Source organism: Microbacterium lacusdiani (assembly GCF_054779895.1).
This window is the reverse complement of record NZ_BAAGXJ010000003.1, coordinates 60,073-77,200: the sequence shown is the minus strand read 5'-3', so window position 1 is coordinate 77,200 and position 17,128 is coordinate 60,073. Positions and strand designations below refer to the sequence as shown.

General features: G+C 72.8%; 16 protein-coding genes. 3 read left to right on the top strand and 13 right to left on the bottom strand.

Features of this window, described 5'->3' with window-relative positions; genetic code table 11:
* Window positions 1-93: 93 nt before the first annotated feature.
* The 12 genes from nusB to ACYVGN_RS02395 form a co-directional block, all read right to left on the bottom strand.
* Window positions 94-504, bottom strand: a complete 411-nt coding sequence (nusB, locus tag ACYVGN_RS02450) for a transcription antitermination factor NusB (RefSeq protein WP_055988318.1) — start codon at window positions 502-504, stop codon at window positions 94-96.
* Window positions 501-1,061: an elongation factor P gene (gene efp / locus ACYVGN_RS02445; RefSeq protein WP_055988320.1), complete on the bottom strand. Its 561-nt coding sequence runs from the start codon at window positions 1,059-1,061 to the stop codon at window positions 501-503. The genes nusB and efp overlap by 4 nt, the downstream gene beginning before the upstream one ends.
* 117 nt (window positions 1,062-1,178) lie before the next feature.
* Entirely contained in the window at window positions 1,179-2,318 is a 1,140-nt protein-coding gene (aroB, locus tag ACYVGN_RS02440) for a 3-dehydroquinate synthase (RefSeq protein ID WP_460788545.1), read from the bottom strand.
* Complete coding sequence (locus ACYVGN_RS02435) at window positions 2,315-2,899, bottom strand: shikimate kinase (RefSeq protein ID WP_460788543.1); 585 nt, start codon at window positions 2,897-2,899, stop codon at window positions 2,315-2,317. The genes aroB and ACYVGN_RS02435 overlap by 4 nt, the downstream gene beginning before the upstream one ends.
* The gene (gene aroC, locus ACYVGN_RS02430) at window positions 2,883-4,106 is read right to left on the bottom strand and encodes a chorismate synthase (RefSeq protein WP_055988326.1); all 1,224 of its coding nucleotides are present in this window, start codon (window positions 4,104-4,106) and stop codon (window positions 2,883-2,885) included. Before aroC ends, ACYVGN_RS02435 begins: the two co-directional genes overlap by 17 nt.
* A gap of 4 nt (window positions 4,107-4,110) precedes the next feature.
* Window positions 4,111-4,971 carry a shikimate dehydrogenase gene (locus ACYVGN_RS02425; protein WP_460788540.1) on the bottom strand — a complete coding sequence of 287 codons (861 nt, stop codon included), beginning with the start codon at window positions 4,969-4,971 and terminating at the stop codon, window positions 4,111-4,113.
* A complete protein-coding gene (gene mltG, locus ACYVGN_RS02420; protein WP_460788538.1) occupies window positions 4,971-6,350 on the bottom strand; it encodes an endolytic transglycosylase MltG in 1,380 nt (459 codons plus the stop codon). The genes ACYVGN_RS02425 and mltG overlap by 1 nt, the downstream gene beginning before the upstream one ends.
* Before the next feature lie 9 nt (window positions 6,351-6,359).
* Window positions 6,360-6,827, bottom strand: coding sequence for a Holliday junction resolvase RuvX (ruvX, locus tag ACYVGN_RS02415; protein ID WP_055988333.1), 468 nt, complete (start codon window positions 6,825-6,827; stop codon window positions 6,360-6,362).
* A gap of 31 nt (window positions 6,828-6,858) precedes the next feature.
* On the bottom strand, window positions 6,859-9,519 hold the full coding sequence (alaS, locus tag ACYVGN_RS02410; protein ID WP_460788536.1) for an alanine--tRNA ligase: 2,661 nt from the start codon (window positions 9,517-9,519) through the stop codon (window positions 6,859-6,861).
* 109 nt (window positions 9,520-9,628) lie between these two features.
* Window positions 9,629-9,826: a hypothetical protein gene (locus ACYVGN_RS02405; protein ID WP_055988336.1), complete on the bottom strand. Its 198-nt coding sequence runs from the start codon at window positions 9,824-9,826 to the stop codon at window positions 9,629-9,631.
* Window positions 9,827-9,952: 126 nt separating this feature from the next.
* Complete coding sequence (gene rpsD / locus ACYVGN_RS02400; protein WP_055988338.1) at window positions 9,953-10,582, bottom strand: 30S ribosomal protein S4; 630 nt, start codon at window positions 10,580-10,582, stop codon at window positions 9,953-9,955.
* Window positions 10,583-10,738: 156 nt separating this feature from the next.
* A complete protein-coding gene (locus ACYVGN_RS02395) occupies window positions 10,739-12,091 on the bottom strand; it encodes a replication-associated recombination protein A (protein WP_460788533.1) in 1,353 nt (450 codons plus the stop codon).
* A gap of 158 nt (window positions 12,092-12,249) precedes the next feature.
* Between ACYVGN_RS02395 and ACYVGN_RS02390 the strand changes: the two genes are divergently transcribed.
* The 3 genes from ACYVGN_RS02390 (at window position 12,250) to ACYVGN_RS02380 (ending at window position 14,861) form a co-directional block, all read left to right on the top strand.
* Window positions 12,250-12,582, top strand: coding sequence for a dioxygenase (locus tag ACYVGN_RS02390; RefSeq protein ID WP_460788531.1), 333 nt, complete (start codon window positions 12,250-12,252; stop codon window positions 12,580-12,582).
* A 79-nt stretch (window positions 12,583-12,661) separates the two neighbouring features.
* Window positions 12,662-14,227 (top strand): DUF349 domain-containing protein, encoded by a 1,566-nt coding sequence (locus ACYVGN_RS02385; protein ID WP_460788529.1) that lies wholly within the window; start codon window positions 12,662-12,664, stop codon window positions 14,225-14,227.
* A gap of 85 nt (window positions 14,228-14,312) precedes the next feature.
* Complete coding sequence (locus tag ACYVGN_RS02380; protein ID WP_460788527.1) at window positions 14,313-14,861, top strand: SAM-dependent methyltransferase; 549 nt, start codon at window positions 14,313-14,315, stop codon at window positions 14,859-14,861.
* Here the strand turns inward: ACYVGN_RS02380 and ACYVGN_RS02375 are convergent.
* Complete coding sequence (locus ACYVGN_RS02375; protein WP_460788526.1) at window positions 14,848-17,091, bottom strand: RelA/SpoT family protein; 2,244 nt, start codon at window positions 17,089-17,091, stop codon at window positions 14,848-14,850. The genes ACYVGN_RS02380 and ACYVGN_RS02375 overlap by 14 nt on opposite strands.
* Window positions 17,092-17,128 lie beyond the last annotated feature (37 nt).

Below are 17,128 nucleotides of genomic sequence, written 5' to 3'. Positions count from 1 at the left end.
TCGCACGAGGCTCCACAGGCCGGGCTTCATCGCCACACAACGCGAAAAGGGCCGGATCACGGTGGTGGATCCGGCCCCATTCGACGCGGGGCGTCAGGACGAGCGGGCGACGCGCGCGAGCACGCCGTGCACGAACGCGCCCGAGTCGTCCGTCGAGAACTCCTTGGCGAGCTCGACGGCCTCGTCGATCGCGACCGCCGTCGGGACGGAATCGTTGAAGAGGATCTCCCACGTGGCGATCCGGAGCAGGGCGCGGTCCACCGTGGGCATGCGCTCGAGCTTCCAGTCGCGGCTGTGGGTGGTGATCTGCTCGTCGATCTCCTCGGCGTGGTCGATCACGCCATCCACGATCTCGCGGGCGTAGAGCCACGACGCCTGGCGCGCCGGCTCCGACGCGGCGCGCTTGGCCTCGGCCGCGAGGGCGACCGCCAGGTCGTCGCCGCGCACGTCCGCGGAGAAGAGGATGTCGAGCGCGCGCTTGCGTGCCTTGGTCCGTGCGCTCACTTCTCGCGGCCGAGGTACTCGCCGGTGCGGGTGTCGACCTTGACGCGCGTGCCGGTCTCGAGGAACAGCGGCACCTGGATCTCGGCGCCCGTCTCGACCGTGGCGGGCTTGGTGCCGGCCGACGAGCGGTCGCCCTGCAGGCCCGGCTCGGTGTAGGTGATCTCGAGCACGACCGACGCGGGCAGGTCGACGTACAGCGGCGTGCCGTCGTGCGTGGCGATCGTGACCTCCTGGTTCTCCAGGAGGAACTTGGCCGCGTCGCCGACCGTGGCGGCGGGGACGTTGATCTGGTCGTAGTCCTTCGCGTCCATGAACACGAAGTTCTCGCCGTCGTTGTACAGGTAGGTGAAGTCGCGGCGGTCGACGTTCTGGATGTCGACCTTGGCGCCCGCGTTGAACGTCTTGTCGACGACCTTGCCGGTCACGACGTTCTTGAGCTTGGTGCGCACGAACGCGCCGCCCTTGCCGGGCTTGACGTGCTGGAACTCCACGACGCTCCAGAGCTGTCCGTCGATCGAGAGCACGACGCCGTTCTTGATGTCTGCGGTGGATGCCATGGGATTCCGTTCGTTCGATTGAGGCGCGCGCCCGGATGGATCGGGGACGCGGAAGTACGTGGCCGGAAGCGACCGAAGGTCGAGTCTATCGTGCCTCGCCCGGCCCGACCGGAGGAGTCAGCCCTGGCGCGTGCTGATGATCCGCCCCTGGTCCTCGACCGCGACCTCCTGGTACGCGGCGAACAGGAGCGACTCGTCGGGCGCCTGGAGCACGGTCGGCTTGGCGATGTCGTCCAGCACGATGAAGCGCAGCATCCCGCCGCGCGACTTCTTGTCGCGCTGCATGGTCGCCAGCAGGGTCTGCCACGCGCCGGCGCGGTAGGTCGTCGGAAGGCCCAGCAGCTCCAGCACGCGGCGGTGCCGATCGACGGCCTCGTCCGAGAGCCGCCCCGCGAGACGCGAGAGCTCGGCGGCGAACATCATGCCGACCGAGATCGCCGCGCCGTGGCGCCAGCGGTAGCGCTCGGCGTGCTCGATCGCGTGCCCGAGCGTGTGGCCGTAGTTGAGGATCTCGCGCAGGCCGGCCTCGCGGAAGTCCTCCCCGACCACCTCGGCCTTCATCCGGATCGCCAGCTCGATGCAGCGCCGGAACTCCGGCGTGGTCACGTCCACCGCGCGGGCCGGGTCGGCCTCCACGATGTCCAGGATCTCGGGGTAGTGGATGAAGCCGGCCTTGATCACCTCGGCGAACCCGGCGAGCACCTCGTTCTCGGACAGGGTGCGCAGCAGGTCGAGGTCGGCGAGGACGGCGCGCGGCGCCCAGAAGGCGCCCACGAGGTTCTTGCCCTCGGCCGTGTTGACGCCGGTCTTGCCCCCGACCGACGCGTCGACCATGCCGAGCACCGTGGTGGGCACGTGCACGATGTCGACGCCGCGCAGCCAGCTCGCCGCGACGAAGCCGGCGAGGTCCGTGACCGCGCCGCCGCCGAAGCCGACGACCGCGTCGGTGCGGGTGAAGTCCGCCTGGCCCATGATCTGCCAGCAGAACGCCGCGACCTCGATGCGCTTTCCGGCCTCGGCGTCGGGGATCTCGGCGAGCAGGACCTCGCGCTGGCCCAGCAGGCGCTCGCGCAGCTCGGCGGCCTGGGCCGCGAGCGTGGGCGGGTGCACGATCAGCACCTTGCGCGCCGCGGGCGGCAGCGCCTCGCCCAGACGCGCCAGGACGTCGTGCCCGACCGTCACGTCGTAGCCGGGCGTCCCCGAGACGTGGATGACGGTCTCGTCCCCCGCGGCGGTCTGCCGGCCGGTGTCGCTCATGCGTGCTCCTCCTCGTGCGGCGCGTGCGCCGGCTCCTCGTGCTGTCGGACCCAGTCCGCGATCGCCGTCACGACGTCCTGCAGCGGCCCGCGCGACGTGTCGAACGCGACGTCGGCCACCTCGCGATAGACGGGCTCGCGTGCGTCGCGGATGCGGATCCAGGTTGCGACCGGGTCCTCCTCGCCGTCCAGGAGCGGTCGCTTCTGGCTCTGGATGCGGCCGGCCACGACCTTCTCGTCGACCGTGAGCAGAACGACCCGGTGCGCTCGCAGCGCCTCCCGCGTGCCGGGATGCAGCACGGCCCCGCCGCCCAGCGCGACGACCCCGCCGCGCCGGACGGCGTCGACCACGGTCTCGTGCTCGATCTCGCGGAAGCGCGGCTCGCCGTGCTCGGCGAAGATCTCGGGGATCGGACCGTGCGCCTTCGCGATCAGGCTGTCGGTGTCGCGGAAGCGCCGGCCGAGGGCCTTCGCGAGCCGTCGTCCGATGCTCGATTTGCCGGCCCCCATGGGGCCGACGAGCACGATGGCCGGAGCGGGTCCGCCCGTCGCGCCGACAGCCGGATCAGAGGGCGAGGTCATGTGCGAGGTCGACGGGCTCCGACGACGTCCGCAGGCTCTCGGCGATCGACTCCACGTACGACGTCAGGTTGCGGCGGGTCTCGGCGACCGAGTCGCCGCCGAACTTCTCGAGCACGACGTCGGCGAGCGTGATCGCGACCATCGCCTCCGCCACGACGCCCGCGGCGGGCACGGCGCACACGTCCGAGCGCTGGTGGTGGGCCGATGCCGTGTCGCCGGTCGCGACGTCCACCGTGCGCAGCGCGTGGGGAACCGTCGCGATGGGCTTCATGCCGGCGCGCACACGCAGCACGGTGCCGGTCGACATGCCGCCCTCGGTGCCGCCCGCGCGGTCGGTGCCGCGCGCGATGCCGGCCTCGGTCGCGAACAGCTCGTCGTGCGCCTGCGAGCCGCGGCGGCGCGTGGTCTCGAAACCGTCGCCGACCTCGACGCCCTTGATCGCCTGGATGCTCATGAGCGCCTGGGCCAGCTTGCCGTCGAGGCGGCGGTCCCAGTGGACATGCGAGCCGAGCCCCGGGGGGAGGCCGTACGCGAGCACCTCGACGATGCCGCCGAGGGTGTCGCCGTCCTTGCGCGCGGCGTCGACCTCCTCGACCATGCGGGCCGACGTCTCGGCGTCGAAGCAGCGCAGCGGATCGGCGTCGAGCGCCGCGACGTCATCGGGCGTGGGCAGAGCGGCGCCGTCCGGCACGCGCACGGGCCCGATCGACAGCGTGTGGCTGACGAGGCGGATGCCGAGCTCCGACAGGAACGCACGCGCCACAGCGCCGAGGGCGACGCGCGCGGCGGTCTCGCGGGCGCTCGCGCGCTCGAGGATGGGGCGGGCTTCGTCGAAGCCGTACTTCTGCATGCCGACGAGGTCGGCGTGGCCCGGACGCGGGCGCGTCAGCGCGGCGCCGCGGCCGCGCGACTTCTCGGTCAGCTCGACCGGCTCGGCGCTCATGACCTCGGTCCACTTCGGCCACTCGGTGTTGCCGATGCGCAGCGCGATGGGGCTGCCGAGCGTGAGCCCGTGCCGCACGCCGCCGGAGATGGTGAGCTCGTCCTGCTCGAACTTCATGCGCGATCCGCGGCCGTAGCCCAGCTTGCGGCGCTGGAGGTCGGCCTGGATGTCGGCGGCCAGCAGGGGCACTCCCGCGGGGAGGCCCTCCATGACGGCGATCAGTTCGGGGCCGTGCGATTCGCCGGCCGTGAGCACGCGGAGCATGCCCCTAGTCTCCCATGAGCGCGGAGCGCATTTCGGCACGCACGTCGTCCTCGGACCGGAGCGGCTCGTCCGCGGAGCCCGTCGTGAAGATCCGCACCTGCAGCACCGCCTGGTGCAGCAGCATGCCGAGACCGGGGATCGCGGGGCCGCCCGTCCACCGCGCCGCGAGGTGCGAGGGCCACGGGTGGTAGGCGACGTCGAACAGCGGCCCGCCCGCCGCCGCGAGGGCGTCCGCGTGCGGCTCCGGCAGCTCGGTCCCGCCCGGCAGGGCGCACACCGTGAGATCGACGGCCGGATGCGGACCGCCGAACGGCTCGACGACCATGGCCATCCCCATCCGCTCCCCCAGCTCGACGAGCGGGGCCGCGCGCTCGGGACGGCGCGCGACGATCCATGCGGTGCGCGCGCCGAGCTCGGCGGCGGCGACCAGGGCCGAGGCCGAGGTGGCGCCCGCGCCGACGATGCGCACGGATCCCAGCGACGAGATCGACTCGTCGCCGAGCGCCGCCACGATCCCGCCCACGTCGGTGTTGTACCCCGCGGGGGCGCCCGCGGGCGCGCCGTCCGGGCGCGGCACGTCGGCGGCCGGCAGGAGCAGGGTGTTCACGGCGCCGGTCAGCTCGGCCCGGCGGTCGCGCCATCCGCTCGCGGCCCACGCGCGCTCCTTGAGCGGCATGGTGACGGCGAGGCCGCGCCACGAGCCGTCTAGCGAGGCGAGCGTCTCGTCGAATTCCGCGGCGGGGACGCGCACGCGCTCGAAGGTCCAGTCGAGCCCGAGCCTGGCGTAGGCGGCGCCGTGCAGCTGGGGCGAGCGGCTGTGGGCGATCGGATCGCCCCAGACCGCGAGGCGGGTCGCTCCCGTCATCAGCAGCCCGAGTTGGGGTTCGCCTCGCACCAGGCGTGCCACTGCTCGATCGCCCGCTCGTGCTCGCCGAGCGTCTCGCTGAACACCGTCTCGCCGGTCTCCAGGTTGACGGTGACGAAGTACTGCCAGCGGCCATCGGCGGGGTTCATCGCGGCATCGATCGCGAGGTCGCCCGGGTTCGCGATCGGCCCGACCGGCAGGCCCGGGTGCACATACGTGTTCCACGGGTTGTCGTCGCGCAGCGCCTCCTCCGAGCTGCTCACGGTGCCATCGTGCATCTCGCCGTAGCCGTACTGCGCGGTCGAGTCCATCTGCAGCAGGCCGTCCGTGTCGGAGATCGACTCGTCGAGGCGGTTGTAGATCACGCGGGAGACCTTGTAGAAGTCGTCCTCGAAGCGCGCCTCGCGCTGGATGATCGACGCGACCGTCAGGATGCGCTGCTCCTCCCCCGCGGGCACGCCCGCCGACGCGAGCGACTCGCGCGTGCGCTCGACCATGGTGCGCACGACGTCCTCGGCCGTGACTCCCGGGTCGAACGTGTAGTACGCGGGGAACAGCCAGCCCTCGAGGCTGTCGGCGGCGACGTCGTAGGCGGCGGGGTCCTCGACGGCGGCCTGCAGCTCATCGAGCGGCATCGCGAGGCCGGCGGCGGCCGCCTCCAGCGTCGCGTCGACCGTGAGCCCCTCCGGCACCGCGAAGGCGTTCTCGAGCTTGTTTGCGGGGTCCTCGATCGCGGCCAGCGCCGCCTCGGAGGTCATCTTCTGCTGCAGCCGGTAGGCGCCCGGGTAGAACGGCTGGGCGGGATCGTTCTCGACCAGGTAGTCGTAGAACGACGTCGGCTTGAGCGTGACCCCCGCGTCGTACAGCTTCTGCGAGATGATCTCGCCGCCGTCGCCCTCCTCGATCGTGACCACGGCCTCGCCCGTCGCCTCGCCGGGCTCGTAGTCGGACGGGCCGTCCCAGCCCAGGAACGCCGCGATCCGTCCGCCGTAGGTGTTCGCCACCCAGAACCCGCCCGCGGTGAGCCCGCCGGCGATGATCGCGAAGACGATCAGCGCGACGAGGCAGCCCCGCCCCCGCTTCTTCGGCTTGGTGTCGACCATGTTCTCGGGGACGAACAGGTCCTCGAGAGACGCCGGCAGCTGCGCGTCCGGGGCCGGCTCGCTCTCCTCGCGCGCCGCCGTCTCGGCGAGCGTCGCGGGACGCGTCCGCTCCGACGGCGCGGGCGCCGGGTCGGCGGGCGCCGCATCCGCGGCCGACGGACCGACCGCCGCGGGCGTCCCCTCTCCCGGCGCCGCCGGCTCCTGGGGGGCGCTCCCGCCGAGCCGCGCCTGGCGGCGGGTCAGCGGGGTGCTCTGGTCGCTCGAGGGATCGGTCATGGGCGGTGTCTACTCCTCCGGGTGGCCGGCCGGGCTGCCGGCGGCCGCCCCGGTGCGCTTCTCGCTGTCGATGGCGTGCTGGAGCAGCACCACCGCGGCGACCTGATCGACAATGCTACGAGACCCCTTCTGGGATCGTCCGGACTGACGCAGCGCCGTGTGGGCGCTCACGGTGCTGAGCCGCTCGTCGACGAGCCGGACCGGCGCCGGCTGCGCGGCCGCGAGCTGCGCGGCGAACTCGCGGGCGTCGGCGGTCGAGGGGGTGTCCTCGCCGCGCATGTTGAGCGGCAGGCCGACGACGATCTCGAGCGGCTCGTACTCGGACGCCAGCTCCACCAGGCGCGCGATCGAGCGCTCGTCGCGCGGCACGGTCTCGACCGGCACGGCCAGCATGCCGTCGGGATCGCTGCGCGCCACGCCGATCCGGGCCCGGCCGACGTCAACGCCGAGACGCACCCCGCGCCGGAACCCGCTCATGAGCGGGCTCCGGCGATCCGGGCGGATCCGGTCATGCGGCCTGAAGGGCCGCGCGGACCGCGTCGAGCGCCGCGGGCTCCGCCGAGGCGTCTACGCCGGCGCCCTGCGCCATGTCGTCGCGCCCGCCGCCGCGTCCGCCCAGCTTCTCGAGCGCGACCTTGACCAGCGCGCCGGCCTTGGCGCCGGCGGCGCGGGCGGCCTCGTTGGTCGCGACGATCGCGAGCACCTTGTCGCCGGCCGTGCCGGTCAGGACGACCACGCCGGCATCGGAGCCGAGGCGCTCGCGCACCGACGTGGCGAGGCTGCGCAGGTCGTCGGCCGATCCGACGGCGCCGACCGACTGCGCGACCAGGTTCACGGCGCCCGCGCGCTGCGCGGTCTGGGCGAGCGCGGGTACGCGGTCGGCGAGCGCACGGGCCTCGTACGCCGCGATCTTCTTCTCCGCCGCCTTCAGGCTCGCGGTGAGCTCCGCGATCCGGGCCGGCAGCTGGTCCTTGGGCGCCTTGAGCGACGCGGACAGCTCCGCGACGAGGGCGCGCTCGGCGGTCAGCTCGCGGAACGCATCGAGACCCACGAGGGCCTCCACGCGGCGGTTGGAGGCGCCGACCGACGACTCGCCGATCAGGCTGATGAGCCCGATCTCGGCGCTCGCGGACACGTGCGTGCCACCGCAGAGCTCGCGCGACCACGGGCCGCCGATGTCGACCATGCGGACCTTCTCGCCGTACTTCTCGCCGAACAGCGCCATGGCGCCCGCGGCCTTCGCCTCGTCGAGCGACACCACGCGCGTCGTGACCTCGAGGTTGTCGCGGACCGCGTTGTTGGCGATCTCCTCGATCTCCGAGCGGGTCTCGGGGCTCAGGGCCTGGCCCCACCTGAAGTCGAAGCGCAGGTAGCCGGCGCGGTTGAGCGAGCCCGCCTGCGTCGCGCCCTTGCCCAGCGTGTCGCGAAGCGCGGCGTGCACCAGGTGCGTGGCCGAGTGTGCCTGCTGCACCGAGCGGCGGTTGGCGGCGTCCACGATCGTGGTGGCGGGCTGGTCGACGCCCACCTCGCCCCGCGTGACCTCGACCGTGTGGCTGACGAGGCCCGGCACAGGGCGCTGCACGTCGAGCACCTCGAGCTCGTAGCCGGGGCCGACGATCGTGCCCTTGTCCGCGACCTGGCCGCCCGACTCCGCGTAGAGCGCGGTCTCGGCGAGGATGACCTCGGCGATCTGGCCCTCGGTCGCGCGCCCGGCCGACACGCCGTCGACCAGCACGCCGAGCACGCGCGTCTCGGTCTCGAGGTCGGTGTAGCCCGTGAACGCGGTCTCGCCGAACGCGCGGAACTCGCGGTACACGCTGACGTCCGCGATCGCGCGCTTGCGCGAGCGGGCGTCCGCCTTGGCGCGCTGCTTCTGCTCCTGCATGAGGGAGTCGAAGCCCGCGCGGTCGACGCCGAGCCCGGCCTCCTCGGCGATCTCGAGGGTCAGGTCGATCGGGAACCCGTACGTGTCGTGCAGCAGGAACGCCTGGTCGCCCGCGAGCGTGGCGCCGCCCTCGGCCTTGGTCTTGGCGACCGCGGTGTCGAGGATGGTAGACCCCGACGACAGCGTGCGCAGGAAGGTCTCCTCCTCGGCGAACGCGTACGACGAGATGCGCTGCCAGTCGGTCTCGACGACCGGGTAGGCGTCCTTCATGGCGTCGCGCGACGCCTCGAACAGCGCGGGGAACGTCGCCTCCTCGACGCCGAGCAGGCGCATGGCGCGCACGCTGCGGCGCATCAGGCGGCGCAGGATGTAGCCGCGGCCCTCGTTCGAGGGCGTGACGCCGTCCGAGAGGAGCATGAGCGACGAGCGGACGTGGTCGGCGATGATGCGGAAGCGCACGTCGTCCTCGTGCACGGCGCCGTAGCGACGGCCCGACAGCTCCGAGGCGCGGTCCAGCACCGGGCGGACCTGGTCCGTCTCGTACATGTTCTCGACGCCCTGCTTCAGGAACGCGACGCGCTCGAGCCCCATGCCCGTGTCGATGTTCTTCGCGGGCAGCTCGCCCACGATGTCGAACTCGGTCTTCGAGCGGACGTTCTCGATCGCGTTCTGCATGAACACGAGGTTCCAGATCTCGAGGAAGCGGCTGTCGTCGACCGCCGGGCCGCCCTCGGCGCCGTAGGCGGGACCGCGGTCGAAGTAGATCTCGGAGCAGGGGCCGGCGGGGCCGGGCTGACCGGTCGTCCAGAAGTTGTCCGCGCGGCCCATCCGCTGGATGCGGTCGGCCGGCAGGCCCGCGACCTTCTGCCACAGCGCGGCGGCCTCGTCGTCGTCCTCGTACACCGTGACCCAGAGGTCGCGCTCGGCGAAGCCCAGGCCGCCGTCGGCCTCCGAGGAGGTCAGCAGCTCCCAGGCGTACGCGATCGCGCCCTCCTTGAAGTAGTCGCCGAACGACCAGTTGCCGAGCATCTGGAAGAACGTGCCGTGGCGGGCGGTCTTGCCGACCTCCTCGATGTCGTTCGTGCGGATGCACTTCTGCACATCGGCGGCGCGCGGGTACGGCGCGGGCACCACTCCCGTGAGGTACGGGATGAACGGCACCATGCCGGCGATCGTGAACATGATCGACGGGTCGTCGCTCACGAGCGAGGCCGACGGCACGATGGTGTGGTCGTTCTTCTCGAAGTAGTCGAGGTAGCGCTGCGCGATCTCCGCGGTCTTCATCTGGGGTGCTTCGTCCTTGACTGAGGGGTGCCGCGGGGCCCGGGATCGGGCGTGCGGCCGTGCATGCGGGAGCGGCCGCCTCGGGACGGCGGCCGGCGAGGAGCGGGGGTCAGGCGGCCGGCAGGTCGCCCGCCGACGACCGGCGCGCCTCCTCGGTGCGGTACGCCTCGCCGATGCGCTCGACGAACTCGTCGATGCGCGCGTCGATGTCGGCCAGCACCTCGGCCCCGCGCGGGTCCTTGTTCAGGAAGTGGGCCGCGACGAAGCCGCCGACGATGCCGAGCAGGAACCACAGCACGTTCTTCATGTCACCCATCCTCCGGTCGGTCGCCGCGGGACGCGGCGTCGTTCCATCGTAGACGGATCGCGGGCCCGAGACGGCGAGAGGGCGCCGGGGCCGAGGCCCCGACGCCCTCTCGGACGACACGCTGGATCAGCGGGCGGCGTAGTACTCGACGACGAGCTGCACGTCACACGTGACGGGCACCTCGGCGCGCTTCGGGCGACGCACGAGCTTCGCCTGGAGCTTGTCGAGCTCGACCTCGAGGTAGCCCGGGACGTTCGGGAGGACCTCGGCGTGACCGCCGGCGGCCGCGACCTGGAAGGGCTCGAGGCCCTCGCTCTTGGCCTTGACCTCGATGGTCTGGCCCGGCTTCACGCGGAACGACGGGCGGTCCACGATCTTGCCGTCGACGAGGATGTGGCGGTGCACCACGAACTGACGGGCCTGCGCGGTGGTGCGGGCGAAGCCCGAGCGCAGCACGAGCGCGTCGAGGCGCATCTCGAGGAGCTCGACCAGGTTCTCACCGGTCAGGCCCTCGGTGCGGCGCGCCTCGTTGAACGCGATGCGGAGCTGCTTCTCGCGGATGCCGTACTGCTCGCGCAGACGCTGCTTCTCGCGCAGACGGACGGCGTAGTCGCTGTCGGCCTTGCGCTTGGTGCGGCCGTGCTGGCCGGGGCCGTACGGGCGCTTCTCGAGGTAGCGGGCGGCCTTGGGCGTCAGCGCGATGCCCAGCGCGCGGGAGAGGCGGACCTTGCGGCGGTCCTGCGACTTGGTGGTCATGATTTCCTTTCACGAGGCCGCGACTGTCGCGACGCTCGGACGTACAGTCCCGCTTCATCCGGTCACAGGCGTACGTCTACCCGCCTGGGGGATGTGCGAAGAGGGATGTGCCCCGATTTCAGAGCCGATCAAGCTTACCAGACCGGGCCCGTCGCCTCAGGCGTCGAGGATGCGGCGCAGCCGCTCCAGGCGCGCGGCGATGTCGCGCTCCGCCCCGTGCTGCTTCGGCTCGTAGTACCGCCGCCCCCGCAGCTCGTCGGGCAGGTACTGCTGGGGCACCACGCCGAGGTCGTGGTCATGAGGGTAGACGTAGCCGCGGCCGTGCCCGAGCCGCTTGGCACCGGGATAGTGCGCGTCGCGCAGATGCTTGGGCACGGGCCCCATCCGGCCCGCCTTGACGTCGGCGACCGCCGCGTTGATGGCGTTGTAGGCGGCGTTCGACTTCGCCGCGGTGGCGAGGTAGGCGGTGGCCTCCGCGAGCGGGATGCGCCCCTCGGGCATCCCGATGAAGGCGACGGCGTCGGCCGCCGCGACCGCGATCTGCAGCGCATGCGGGTCGGCGAGCCCGATGTCCTCGGCGGCGGAGATCACGAGTCGGCGCGCGATGAAGCGCGGATCCTCCCCCGCCTCCACCATGCGCGCCAGGTAGTGCATGGCCGCGTCGACGTCGGACCCCCTGATCGACTTGATGAAGGCGCTGATGACGTCGTAGTGCTCGTCGCCCTGGCGGTCGTAGCGCAGGAGCGCGCGGTCGACCGCCTGCGCCACGTGCTCGGCCGTGACGGCCGGTGCGCCGTCGCTCTCCTCCGGCGCTTCCGACACCGCCACGCCCGCGCTGGCCTCGAGCGCCGTGAGCGCGCGCCGCGCGTCGCCGGACGCCAGCCGGATGAGGGCGGCGCGCGCCTCGGGCGTGAGCAGGATCTCGCCCGCGAGCCCCCGGGGATCCTCGACCGCGCGGTCGATGAGCAGGCCGAGGTCGTCGTCCGTGAGGGGCTGCAGGGTGAGGAGCAGGGAGCGCGACAGGAGCGGCGAGATGACCGAGAACGAGGGGTTCTCGGTCGTCGCGGCGATCAGGATGACCCAGCCGTTCTCGACGCCCGGCAGGAGCGCGTCCTGCTGCGCCTTCGTGAAGCGGTGGATCTCGTCGAGGAACAGGATGGTCGACTGCCCGTACAGGTCACGCTGGTTGAGGGCCTCCTGCATCACCTCGCGCACGTCCTTGACGCCGGCCGTGATCGCGGAGAGCTCGACGAAGCGGCGCCCCGACGAGCGGGCTATGGCCTGAGCGAGCGTGGTCTTGCCCGTACCGGGCGGGCCCCAGAGGATCACCGACACCGTGCCGGGAGCCTGCGCATCCGGGTCCGCGAGCGCGACGATCGGCGAGCCGGGACGGAGCAGGTGCGCCTGGCCCGCGACCTCGTCGAGCGACACGGGCCGCATGCGGACGGCGAGCGGCGTCTGGGCGCGACCCGCCCCGCCGAGCGTGGATGCGCCGCCTGACGAGATCATCCGACCAGCGTATCCGCGGCCGACGACACGGGACGCGGACGGATTCCGCGGAACGCCGCAGCGATTTCGGCCCGGGCGCGCCGGATGCGTAGGCTCGTTCCCGCTCAGCTTGGGGCGCCGTCCGCGGACGGCGCCGGACGTCGAGAGGATTCGTTGCCATGGCGGCAGGCGGCAGGGGCTCCGCGAAGGAGCGTGCGGAGCGCGAGGCGCGCGAGCGGGCGCGGCGCTACGAGGCGCGCGTGCAGCTCCACGAGCAGCAGCGCCGCCGGCGGCGCCGCGACAACGTGGTCGCCACGATCGCGGCCGCGCTGATCGTCGCCGCCGCCGTGGGCGGCCAGGCGCTGTTCTACGGCGTCGGCCCGGGGGCCGCCGCGCCGTCGCCGTCGCCGACGACCCCGGTCACGACGCCGGGTCCCACCGGCACTCCCGGGCCGACGGGAACGCCCGCTCCCACCGAGACCCTCGCGCCGACCGAGACGCCCGAGGGCTGACTCCGGCCCGCCCTGCGGGCGCGTACTAGGCTGGGGCGCGTCCTGTCCCCTCCCGCGGCCACCGCGCAAGGAGCCTCCCGTGACGAGCCCCGATCACACCCCCGCTGACGACACGACCCGCGACGGCGACGCCGTCCCCGAGGTCGCCGAGACCGCGCCCGACGGCGCGCAGGAGCTGGCCGCCGCCGACGACGCCCAGGAGCCCGCCGCGGCCGCGGCCGACGCCGACGCCGTGCCGGCGGATGACACCGCTCAGCCCGAAGCCGAGGCAGCAGAGACCGAAGCCGCGCCCGCCGAGCCCGAGGCGGAGGCAGCCGAGACCGCCGACGCCGACGCGCCCGCGGAGGCGCCCGCCCCGGCGCCCGCGACGCCGGGTCCCGTGCCTCGCCCGCCGGCGGCGACCGCGGCGCCCGCCGCCGACACGACCGAGTGGGGTCGCGTGGACGAGGCCGGCGTGGTGTCGGTGCGCGAGGGCGACGACTGGCGCGTGGTCGGCGAGTACCCCGACGGCACGCCCGACGAGGCCCTGGCCTACTACCGCCGCAAGTTCGACGACCTCGCGCTGCGCGTGCGCACGCTCGAGCAGCGCCGCCTCGCCGGCGGCGCCTCCGCGGCCGACCTGCGCGGCCAGGCCAAGAAGCTCAAGGAGGAGGTCGTGGGCGCCGCGGCGGTCGGCGACCTCGCCGGGCTGGCCGAGCGGCTCGACGCGCTGACCGGCACGCTGGCCGAGGCCAGCGCCGAGGAGGCGGCCGCGCACCGCGCGGCTGTCGAGGAGGCGATCGCGCACCGCACGTCGATCGTGGAGCGCGTGGAGGCCCTCGCGGCGCGCGACCCCAAGTCGATCCAGTGGAAGCAGGCCACGGCCGAGCTCACCGCGGCGTTCGAGGAGTGGCAGCAGCACCAGCAGACCGGTCCCCGGCTGCCCAAGTCGACGGGTCAGGCGCTGTGGAAGCGCTTCCGGGACGCGCGCTCGACCGTCGAGCGCCACCGCCGCGCGTTCTTCGCGGAGCTCGACGAGACCCACAAGGCCGCCCGCGACCGCAAGACGCGCATCATCGAGCGTGCCGAGGCGCTGGCCTCCAAGGGCGAGGACGGCATCCCCGCCTACCGGGCGCTGCTGGACGAGTGGAAGGGCGCCGGCCGCGCCGGACGCAAGGTCGACGACGCGCTGTGGGCGCGGTTCAAGGCCGCGGGCGACGCCCTGTACTCGGCCCGCGCCGAGCGCGACGCCGCCGAGCAGGCGGAGTCCGCCCCGCGCATCGAGGCGCGCACGGCCCTCATCGAGGAGGCGAAGGCGGTCGCCGACACCGCGGACCTGACCAAGGCGCGCCAGCTGCTCACGAGCATCCAGCGCCGCTGGGACGAGGTCGGCCGGATCTTCCCGCGCGACACCGAGCGCGCGCTCGACGACCAGCTGCGCCGCATCGAGAACGACCTCCGCGCCCGCGAGGAGGTCGACTGGAAGCGCAACAACCCCGAGACCAAGGCGCGCGCCAACGAGGCGACCCGCCAGCTCGAGGAGGCCATCGCCAAGCTCGAGACCGAGCTCGCCGACGCGCAGGCGAAGGGCGACAAGAAGGCCGAGTCGGCCGCGCGCGAGGCGCTCGACGCCCGCCGCGCCTGGCTCAAGGCCATCGGCGGCTGAGCTCGCGAGGGTCACAGGGGCGCGCCGCCCGCGGTTATCCACACCGCGGCGGCGCGCCCCTCGCGTTTCGCGGCACACTGCCGCCATGACGTACGCCCGCTTCGACCATGACGGCCTCTCCCCCGCCGAGCTGTCCGCCGCGCGGCTGGACGGCGAGCTGGTCGCCGTCGGCGACGCCTACGTGCCCGCCGATGCGCTCGAGACGCCGACCCTGCGCGCCGCCACGCTCCGCGGGATCCTCGGCGGGAGCCTCGTGGCGATCGGGCTGACGGCCGCGTGGGTCCACGGCGCATCCGGCGTGCCGCCTCGCGTGCACCACGCGCAGCGCACGGCCGCGCGCGGCGTCGCGCGACCCGTGGACCGGCGGATCCGGTTCCGCGACACCCCCATCGCGGTCGAGGACACGGTTCTGCTCGGCGGGGTGCGGGTCTCCGACCCCGCCCGCACGCTGGTCGACCTCGTGCGCGAGTTCCACGATCCCGACTCGGCCGCCGCGGCGCGGCGCCTCGCGACGCCGCCGCTGATCGAGCAGGCGCTCGCCTGGATCGACGCGCACCGCCGCTTCGGCGGCCGGCGCCCGGCCGCGGAGATCCTGCGGTCGCTGCGGGGCGATCCGCCGGCTACGACGACGTGACGCGATAGACGTCGTACACGGCGTCGATGCGCCGCACCGCGTTGAGCACGCGGTCCAGGTGCACGGCGTCGCCCATCTCGAACACGAAGCGGCTGAGCGCGAGGCGCTCCTTCGTGGTCGACACGGTCGCCGACAGGATGTTCACGTGGTGCTCCGTGAGCACGCGCGTGACGTCCGACAGCAGGCCGGCGCGATCCAGGGCCTCGACCTGGATCTGCACCAGGAACACGCTCTTGGTCGTGGGGGCCCACGTCACGTCGATCATCCGCGCCGGGTCGGAGCGGAGGGACGCCACGTTCGTGCAGTCCGCGCGGTGCACCGAGACGCCGCTGCCGCGCGTGATGAAGCCGACGATCTGGTCGCCCGGGACGGGCGTGCAGCACTTCGCGAGCTTGACCAGGATGTCGTCGGCGCCGCGCACCAGCACGCCCGAGTCGCCGCCGCGCGGGCGGCGCTGGCTGACGGTCGGCGGAAGCTCGACCTGCTCGGTCGACGACTCCTCGCTGGTCTGCACGAGGGACGCGACCTTCTCGAGCACCGACTGCGTCGAGACGTGGCCCTCGCCCACCGCGGCGTAGAGCGCGGAGACGTCCTCGTAGTGCATGAGGTCGGCCACGTCCTGGAGCGAGTCCTTCAGGCGCTGCAGCGGCAGGTGGTGGCGGCGCATTGCGCGCGCGATCGCATCCTTGCCCTGCTCGATCGCCTCGTCGCGGCGCTCCTTCGTGAACCAGCCGCGGATCTTGTTGCGCGCACGCGTGCTCTTGACGAACGTGAGCCAGTCCTGGCTCGGGCTCGCATCCGGGTTCTTCGAGGTGAACACCTCGACCACGTCGCCCGAGTTCAGCGTCGACTCGAGCGACACGAGGCGGCCGTTGACCTTGGCGCCCATCGTGCGGTGCCCGATCTCGGTGTGCACGGCGTACGCGAAGTCGACCGGGGTCGCGCCCGCGGGCAGTCCGATGACCTTGCCCTTGGGGGTGAAGACGTAGACGTCCTTGGCGCCGATCTCGAACCGCAGCGAGTCGAGGAACTCGCCCGGGTCCTTGGTCTCCGACTCCCAGTCCGAGATCCGCGCGAGCCACGCCATGTCCGTGTCGAGCGACTTGGGGTCGGCCTTGCCGCCCGCCATCCGCTCCTTGTACTTCCAGTGCGCGGCGACGCCGAACTCCGCCTGCTGATGCATCTCCTGCGTGCGGATCTGGATCTCGACCGTGCGGCCGCCCGGGCCGATCACAGTCGTGTGCAGCGACCGGTACAGGTTGAACTTCGGCGTCGCGATGTAGTCCTTGAAACGGCCCGGCAGCGGACGCCAGCGCGCGTGGATCGAGCCGAGCACCGCGTAGCAGTCGCGCACGGTGCCGACGATCACGCGGATGCCGATCAGGTCGTAGATGTCGTCGAACTCGCGACCGCGGACGACCATCTTCTGATAGACGGAGTACAGCTGCTTCGGGCGGCCGACGACCGTGCCGCGGATGCGCAGCTCGTGCAGGTCGCGGTTCACGTCGTCGATGACGTTCTGCACGTACTGCTCGCGCTGCGGCGTGCGCTGCTTCACGAGGCTGTCGATCTCGTTGTAGATCTTCGGGTGCAGCACCGCGAACGAGAGGTCTTCGAGCTCCGACTTGATGGTCTGGATGCCGAGGCGGTGCGCGAGCGGCGCGTAGATCTCGAGCGTCTCGGTGGCCTTCTTCTTGGCCTTCTCGGGAGGCACGAAGCCCCACGTGCGCGCGTTGTGCAGCCGGTCGGCGAGCTTGATCACGAGCACGCGGATGTCCTTGGACATCGCGACGATCATCTTGCGGACGGTCTCGGCCTGCGCGCTCTCGCCGTACTTGACCTTGTCGAGCTTCGTGACGCCGTCGACCAGCAGCGCGACCTCGTCGCCGAACTCGGCCCGCAGCTCCTCGAGCGGGTAGCCCGTGTCCTCGACCGTGTCGTGCAGCAGCGCCGCGGCGATCGCCCGCGGGCCCAGCCCGAGCTCGGCGAGGATCTGGGCGACCGCGAGCGGGTGGGTGATGTACGGCTCGCCGCTCTGGCGCTTCTGGCCGCGATGCTTCTCGTCGGCGACCGCGTACGCGCGCTCGACGATCGCCATGTCGCCGCGCGGGTGGTTGAGCCGCACCGTGTTGATGAGGCGCGTGAGGTCCGCGTGGCGCGCCGCGCGCGAGAAGATGCGCGGCACGAGGCGCCGAAGGCTCGGGGCCTGGGACGTCACCGAATCGGCCATGCTGCGCCTCCTCCCACCCGGTGATGCGGATTCGAAC

Excerpts from the sequence above, each read along its gene's own strand:
- ACYVGN_RS02405 (WP_055988336.1), bottom strand. The coding sequence starts at position 9,826 with ATGAAGAACGTGCTGTGGTTCCTGCTCGGCATCGTCGGCGGCTTCGTC.
- ACYVGN_RS02375 (WP_460788526.1), bottom strand. The coding sequence starts at position 17,091 with ATGGCCGATTCGGTGACGTCCCAGGCCCCGAGCCTTCGGCGCCTCGTG.
- ACYVGN_RS02390 (WP_460788531.1), top strand. The coding sequence starts at position 12,250 with ATGGCGGCAGGCGGCAGGGGCTCCGCGAAGGAGCGTGCGGAGCGCGAG.
- alaS (WP_460788536.1), bottom strand. The coding sequence starts at position 9,519 with ATGAAGACCGCGGAGATCGCGCAGCGCTACCTCGACTACTTCGAGAAG.
- ACYVGN_RS02380 (WP_460788527.1), top strand. The coding sequence starts at position 14,313 with ATGACGTACGCCCGCTTCGACCATGACGGCCTCTCCCCCGCCGAGCTG.
- mltG (WP_460788538.1), bottom strand. The coding sequence starts at position 6,350 with ATGACCGATCCCTCGAGCGACCAGAGCACCCCGCTGACCCGCCGCCAG.
- efp (WP_055988320.1), bottom strand. The coding sequence starts at position 1,061 with ATGGCATCCACCGCAGACATCAAGAACGGCGTCGTGCTCTCGATCGAC.
- rpsD (WP_055988338.1), bottom strand. The coding sequence starts at position 10,582 with ATGACCACCAAGTCGCAGGACCGCCGCAAGGTCCGCCTCTCCCGCGCG.
- ACYVGN_RS02425 (WP_460788540.1), bottom strand. The coding sequence starts at position 4,971 with ATGACGGGAGCGACCCGCCTCGCGGTCTGGGGCGATCCGATCGCCCAC.
- aroB (WP_460788545.1), bottom strand. The coding sequence starts at position 2,318 with ATGAGCGACACCGGCCGGCAGACCGCCGCGGGGGACGAGACCGTCATC.
- ruvX (WP_055988333.1), bottom strand. The coding sequence starts at position 6,827 with ATGAGCGGGTTCCGGCGCGGGGTGCGTCTCGGCGTTGACGTCGGCCGG.
- ACYVGN_RS02435 (WP_460788543.1), bottom strand. The coding sequence starts at position 2,899 with ATGACCTCGCCCTCTGATCCGGCTGTCGGCGCGACGGGCGGACCCGCT.
- aroC (WP_055988326.1), bottom strand. The coding sequence starts at position 4,106 with ATGCTCCGCGTGCTCACGGCCGGCGAATCGCACGGCCCCGAACTGATC.
- ACYVGN_RS02395 (WP_460788533.1), bottom strand. The coding sequence starts at position 12,091 with ATGATCTCGTCAGGCGGCGCATCCACGCTCGGCGGGGCGGGTCGCGCC.